5 protein-coding genes are annotated in these 5,413 nt (G+C 56.2%); 2 read left to right on the top strand and 3 right to left on the bottom strand.

Annotated elements, in window-relative coordinates; all coding sequences use genetic code 11:
- Positions 1-167 precede the first annotated feature (167 nt).
- From EPO09_RS15830 to EPO09_RS15820, 3 genes are all read right to left on the bottom strand, one after another.
- Positions 168-905: an MgtC/SapB family protein gene (locus EPO09_RS15830; protein WP_290644299.1), complete on the bottom strand. Its 738-nt coding sequence runs from the start codon at positions 903-905 to the stop codon at positions 168-170.
- A gap of 89 nt (positions 906-994) precedes the next feature.
- Positions 995-2,179, bottom strand: coding sequence for a DUF2252 family protein (locus EPO09_RS15825; RefSeq protein ID WP_290644297.1), 1,185 nt, complete (start codon positions 2,177-2,179; stop codon positions 995-997).
- 55 nt (positions 2,180-2,234) lie between these two features.
- Positions 2,235-3,035: a hypothetical protein gene (locus EPO09_RS15820; RefSeq protein ID WP_290644295.1), complete on the bottom strand. Its 801-nt coding sequence runs from the start codon at positions 3,033-3,035 to the stop codon at positions 2,235-2,237.
- A 128-nt stretch (positions 3,036-3,163) separates the two neighbouring features.
- Between EPO09_RS15820 and EPO09_RS15815 the strand changes: the two genes are divergently transcribed.
- A complete protein-coding gene (locus EPO09_RS15815; RefSeq protein ID WP_290644301.1) occupies positions 3,164-4,108 on the top strand; it encodes a polysaccharide deacetylase family protein in 945 nt (314 codons plus the stop codon).
- Between the two features lie 925 nt (positions 4,109-5,033).
- Positions 5,034-5,413, top strand: a 380-nt coding sequence (locus EPO09_RS15810; RefSeq protein WP_290644293.1) for a hypothetical protein, incomplete at its 3' end; no start/stop codon positions are given.

Below are 5,413 nucleotides of genomic sequence, written 5' to 3'. Positions count from 1 at the left end.
CACCTTGCAACACCAGAACGGTTTGCGCCGGCTCATCGGCGACTGGCTCTTTGCTGAGGGTTCTTGACATGACGTGTACCTGACAATGATGAATGTCATCTCTAGCGTAGCGCACTCAAGTGGCAACTACATGTATAGCCCAGTTTGATACGGATGACGAGCCATGGCTAGCCTTTGTTCGGGGCGACACTGAAGCTCGTGACGCCCTCCAGAGATGACAAATCTCCCGCCAATTGAGTCGAGGACACACCTTGTCGACTACTGGTACCGACTGCATTGAAGTGCCACTCCGGTTGCCCATCCTTGTGGCTGATGCACAAAGAATCCAGGGCTACGGTGTATCCGTGTCCACGGACCAGTTCACACAAGGTTTCTTCCTTGGGAACAAAGCCCTGCTTGAACAAGACGGTGACCGTCAAAATCGGGTGATTGGGTAGCCATCGCTCCAGACTACGTACCCACTCCATCGAAATCGTGCAAACCAGCGCAAGAAGAATGGCCGCCGCGTAGAAACCTGCACCCAGCATGATGCCAATTGCCGCAGAAGTCCAGATGGACGCGGCGGTTGTCAGTCCGGAAATGTGAAAGCCATCTTTCATGATCACACCGGCCCCCAAGAAACCGATGCCAGTGACCACCCCCTGAATGACGCGTGTCGGATCCCCGCCCGTGACAGATGAATGTCCACCGTACCAATAGCCAGGCAACCCGACCAGCACCGTCAAACCAGCCGATGTCATGCAGACCAGGCCATAGGTGCGCATGCCTGCAGCGCGCCCGCGAAACGTTCTCTCGTAACCAACCAGCATGCCTAACAGCAATGCCCCCAACAAGTTCAAAAGGATGAAGCCATTGGCCCCCAGGAAGGCCGGTGACCAGTAAGTGTGCAAATTCGAATAGGCCATTGGGAACATGACAGTCAATTCATGAACATGAAGTACAGACGAGAGTGTGACCGATTCGGATCCACGCGCCGTTTTCTCATGATGTTGACTCAGCGAAACGCGCCATCGTCATATGCCTCAGAAAAAGTCCGAGCATCGCTCATGACTTGATCCGCGCATGCTTTTGAAGCTTCGATGAGCTTTTCTTGCCATCGAACGCCCAAGGCGAAATCAATCAACTCGTCTGCGGATGCTGCCCCTTGACGCCCACTGCTGCGCAACTGCCCCCAAGCGACGAGGCGGCCCATGTCACAGATCAACTGTTGAATGTCAGCGAGAGCGTGCCCTGAGCCATCCAGCGTGATCCGATCCTCCGATGGCTGCAGCCCTCTGAGAACATAAGGCTTGCCTTTCATGTCGACAGCTTGGAGAAATGCCATCGGCACGGCCTGAAAGCGCCGTTGAATCTCAACGATGCGATGAGCCTCGGTCGCCCATTGAGGCTGCTTGACCTTGACCCTTGCAGCCAGCGATGAGGCCCTTGCTTCTTTCAAATCGAGCAGGTAGTTGCCGTTCGGCGAACCTTTTCCCTCAACCAGGATGGCATAGCGCTCAACGCCCAGGCTACCCGTTCCGGCAATGCGTCGCGCAACATCCAGTACATTGAAAAAAGACGGCTGTGCAAACTCATTCATGAGTTGGATGACGTCGGATCGTTCCGACGACAAAGCTGGCAACGCTCTCCTGCCATCGATCAGGATGGATCGCCTCTTGTTTTTCATCCTCGTTCGGTTGTCCAGAAAGTCAAGCCGCTGGCGATCCTGGAGGCTGTTCAGCAAGCCTTTGATCAGACTGTGTGCCGTCTGGCGTTCAAGCCAATAAGCTTTTCCTTGCGCAAGTGCTTGGCCGTACCCATTCACGAACAGCTGACTTAGCTCTTGCGCCTCCTTGCGCTTGATGCCCAGGCTATCGGCACCGACGTGCAGACTGGTCAACATGCGGACAATGTCCCAACTGGCTGGAGCCAGGAGGGCCTCGTCGAAATCGTTCACATCAAAGTAGGTGAGTCGATTGTCGCCCTTGTATGTCCCAAAGTTTTCCAGGTGAAGATCGCCACATGTCCACACCAAGGGCGCCTTCTTGAAAATGCCAGACAGCGGCAGTTGTTCGTAAAACAAGTGGCAAGTGCCACGCAAGAATGCGAATGGGGTGCTGCGCATCTTGCTGTATTTCATCTGCAAGCGCTCAGGGTCTCGGCCTTCATTGAACACAGCGATGGATTTGACGACGTTCATGCAGGACTCCACCTATATAAACAGTGAACAGACTGAAAGAAGAACCAATTCAGCCTCATCGAACGCCCGGCTCTTTGGCCAGTGCGCTGTCAGTTGATACCAGATTCGTACTCAGTGCAGACAATCGAGTTTGCAGCCGTATCAAGGCTGCAGCGAACTCCTCCAACTGGAAGTTCTGAGGGTCATCGTGTCCCCCGGTCAATCCATCATCAATTGCGGCATGCAAACCTGGGACCAGCCCGAACCCAGCCCGAACGCTTGCCGCCATATAGAGAAGCGCCAAGGTATCGTACTGCGCCGTTGTAAAGCCAGGCTCAGGCGCCAACGCGTCATTGCCGGCAGGCCCATTGGTATCTCGCCTGCGAGGCTGCACCAACTCCACGTGCAGAAACAGCCCTCGGGAATGCAAGCCAATGACCTTGTTCTCCAATTTGGTTGCCCGCCAGGGTTCTTCAAATTCGTGTGTCGTCAGCGTCTTTCCAAGCCGATTGACAAAGACATGCGCCATTGCAGTGGATGCATGCGCGTAAAATCCAAGGTCATTGACTTGGCTGTCTGTATCGATCGGGAATGGCTGCGCATCCAGCCATGGCCAACTGGTGTCGTGGATCACGAAGTAATGCGCAGAAATCCTGCCGCCGTCTTCACGCAATACGCTCGACAGTGGCGCATCCAGCGAACCACCGAGCGCCTTTTCAGTCAGTCCGCTCAACGCGATGTGTTTGCGCAGTGCGTCCTTCCAGACTCGCATCGGCCTGTCAACAAGGTGACGCATACCATCCGGTATCTTGGCAGGTGCGGCATCCACCACGCCACCCACATGAACCGTGCGAAGCAAGCAGGCAGACTGCTCCAAATCGCTGCCCTGGAACTGAAGTTGGCGCAGATCGAAGCCACAGCCCCCCGCGTTGGCAGGCTGCGCGCCCAGGCCCAGCACAAAGCCGCATGCAAGCATCGTCGCGGCGACGAGAGCCTGTCTTGCACGTGCAGATGTCGCGACAGTCAGGCGACAATTGGAGCGGTTTTTACTATGCATCAGGACTAGTTTCGATGTTCTCTTGGATACCCAAAATCCGGCGCCTCCTGGCCGTGATGGCTCTCTCACCATTGACGCTGGCTGCCATGGCTGCCCCAGAAGAGCCCGCGCCGGCAGCGGCAACGCCGAGCCATCACGAACATTTGCACGCGCAGGTACGGCAAGCACATCTGAACCGCCTGCGCGAGCGCATGATGAGTACACCAGAGGCGTTGCACGCGCAATGCCGCTTCGAGTCAGACATCGCTACCCCCCCCCCTGCTGGTCTGGTTGCACTCACATTCGACGATGGACCAGACCCCGAGCGCACCGAACAGATTTTGTCTGTTCTGGAACGCTATGACATCCCCGCAACCTTCTTCTTTATCGGCGAGAAGATGCAAAAGTACCCTGAGCTGGTGCGCAAGGTCCTGGCCAGCAAACGCCACGTCATCGCCAGCCACTCGTGGTCTCACCCCAACTTTCATGATCTGGGCGTTGAAGCCCAGAATAGCGAAATCACAAAGGGGCTCGAGCAGATGCCCGAAGATCTGGATGTCAAAATTTACAGATACCCCTTTGGCAACTCAACGTGCAATGGCAATGATTTGCTGCACGCCAAGGGCTACCGCATCGTGGGTTGGCACGTTGACAGTTGCGACTGGGCGTTTGACAGGAGCGGCACTGTCGCACTGCATGAGGCAGTGTCGTGCGGTGTCGCGGTGCAGTTTCGAAGTGACTTTGTGGGGCACGTGGCATCCGCTGTGCGAGAGCGTCACGGTGGCATCGTCCTGATGCACGAAATTCATGCGAACACACTGGCGCACTTGAATGAGGTGATTGAAGCCATACGCAAGGACGGCTTCACCTTCACTCGCGTGGATGACCCACGCTTGGCTACTTCATTGCGTTAAGCCAGGATTGCGCCATGGCATCTACTGCTGTTCGCGATGCCAGTAGCCGCCCGTCATCTGCCAGCGTCCATGGCCATCGGGTTCCCAGCGATGAGGGATCCAGTGTTCATGCTCCCTGCGTCGCTCCCAATGCCCGTCCTCCCAGCGATGGCGTTCACCCTCCCACTCCCAATGACCGTGCACCCAGAAAGTATCAGGGTAGGGTTGAACAGGCACCACCTCCACTCTGGGTGGCGGTGGTGGCGATGAGGCGACGATGGCGATTCGAGGCCCTGTGTATGCGATGTGAGGCGGCGTAATCGTACAGGCGCTTAACAAGGTGGCCAGCGATGCAGTGGCCAGAGCGCGAGCTATTTGCTTTGTCATGTTGCCCTTATCGGGTGGAAGGATCCTGACTCAACGCCCCCCCTCACGATTGGATGACGCGGCATCCCACCTCGCTGCATCCATGTGCGCACATGCATTGCCGATGTGTGGCCGAATTTGACGTTTCTCGTAGAGCAGATCGCCATTTGTAAACTCTTGCAAAGTGGCCATGCAGCTGCCCCTCAATAACGTTTTTCCTGAGGGCGCTCGCTAACATCGCACCCACGTTTCAAGTTCGCCCGGGCATGGCCTGCTTGATCGAGAACATCAAATGGGAGAAGCAATGTCGAAATCCAGGAAGTTGGAGGCATCCGCCTGCGTTCATGATGTCAAATTTGACACGCTTGATACCAGTCGCATCCGTTGGGGCCTGCTCTGCGTAGCCATATGCGGCACCTTGGCCGCATGCGGTGGTGGCGGATCCAGCCAACCTGGCGCGCCAACTGAACCGCCACAAGCGACTCCTGCAAGTGCATCAGACCCTTTGGCGTCCTCAGCCATCGCTGTGGGCGACGCCACGACGTGGTCCAAACACATTGTGGATGACAGCGGTTCGACGATGGATCTGAAGTACACCAACACTGTCACCACTGTGAGCAACGACGGCAGCTTCGTGCGGAGTTTGTCCACAGTGGGCGGCCAAGTGCCTCTGCTGCACGGAACGGACTACACGGTCGACGAAGTCGATAACTACGCGAACGGTGGTGTACTCAACAGTGTCACCAGCCAGTTGCCAAACCGAACTTGTACGTTCTCTGTTGCACCGCAGGCTGTCCCAGTGCCCATATCTGCCGGCATGAAATGGTCAAAGCAATGGAGCAAGACCTGTACAGACGGGTTCAGTGCCAATGTCGCGTTAACGCAAGGGCAGTGGGTAGCCAAAGAACAGGTCACCGTTGGGTTGGGCACATTCATGGCCAACAAGGTTCACTACATGAC

It is taken from the genome of Aquabacterium sp., assembly GCF_004297345.1.
Lineage (GTDB): Bacteria > Pseudomonadota > Gammaproteobacteria > Burkholderiales > Burkholderiaceae_C > Aquabacterium.
This window is presented reverse-complemented; position numbering and strand designations above follow the sequence as displayed.

Bases quoted from the DNA above. Each gene is read 5' to 3' on its own strand.
- EPO09_RS15830 (WP_290644299.1), bottom strand. From the start codon at position 905: ATGGCCTATTCGAATTTGCACACTTACTGGTCACCGGCCTTCCTGGGG.
- EPO09_RS15825 (WP_290644297.1), bottom strand. From the start codon at position 2,179: ATGAACGTCGTCAAATCCATCGCTGTGTTCAATGAAGGCCGAGACCCT.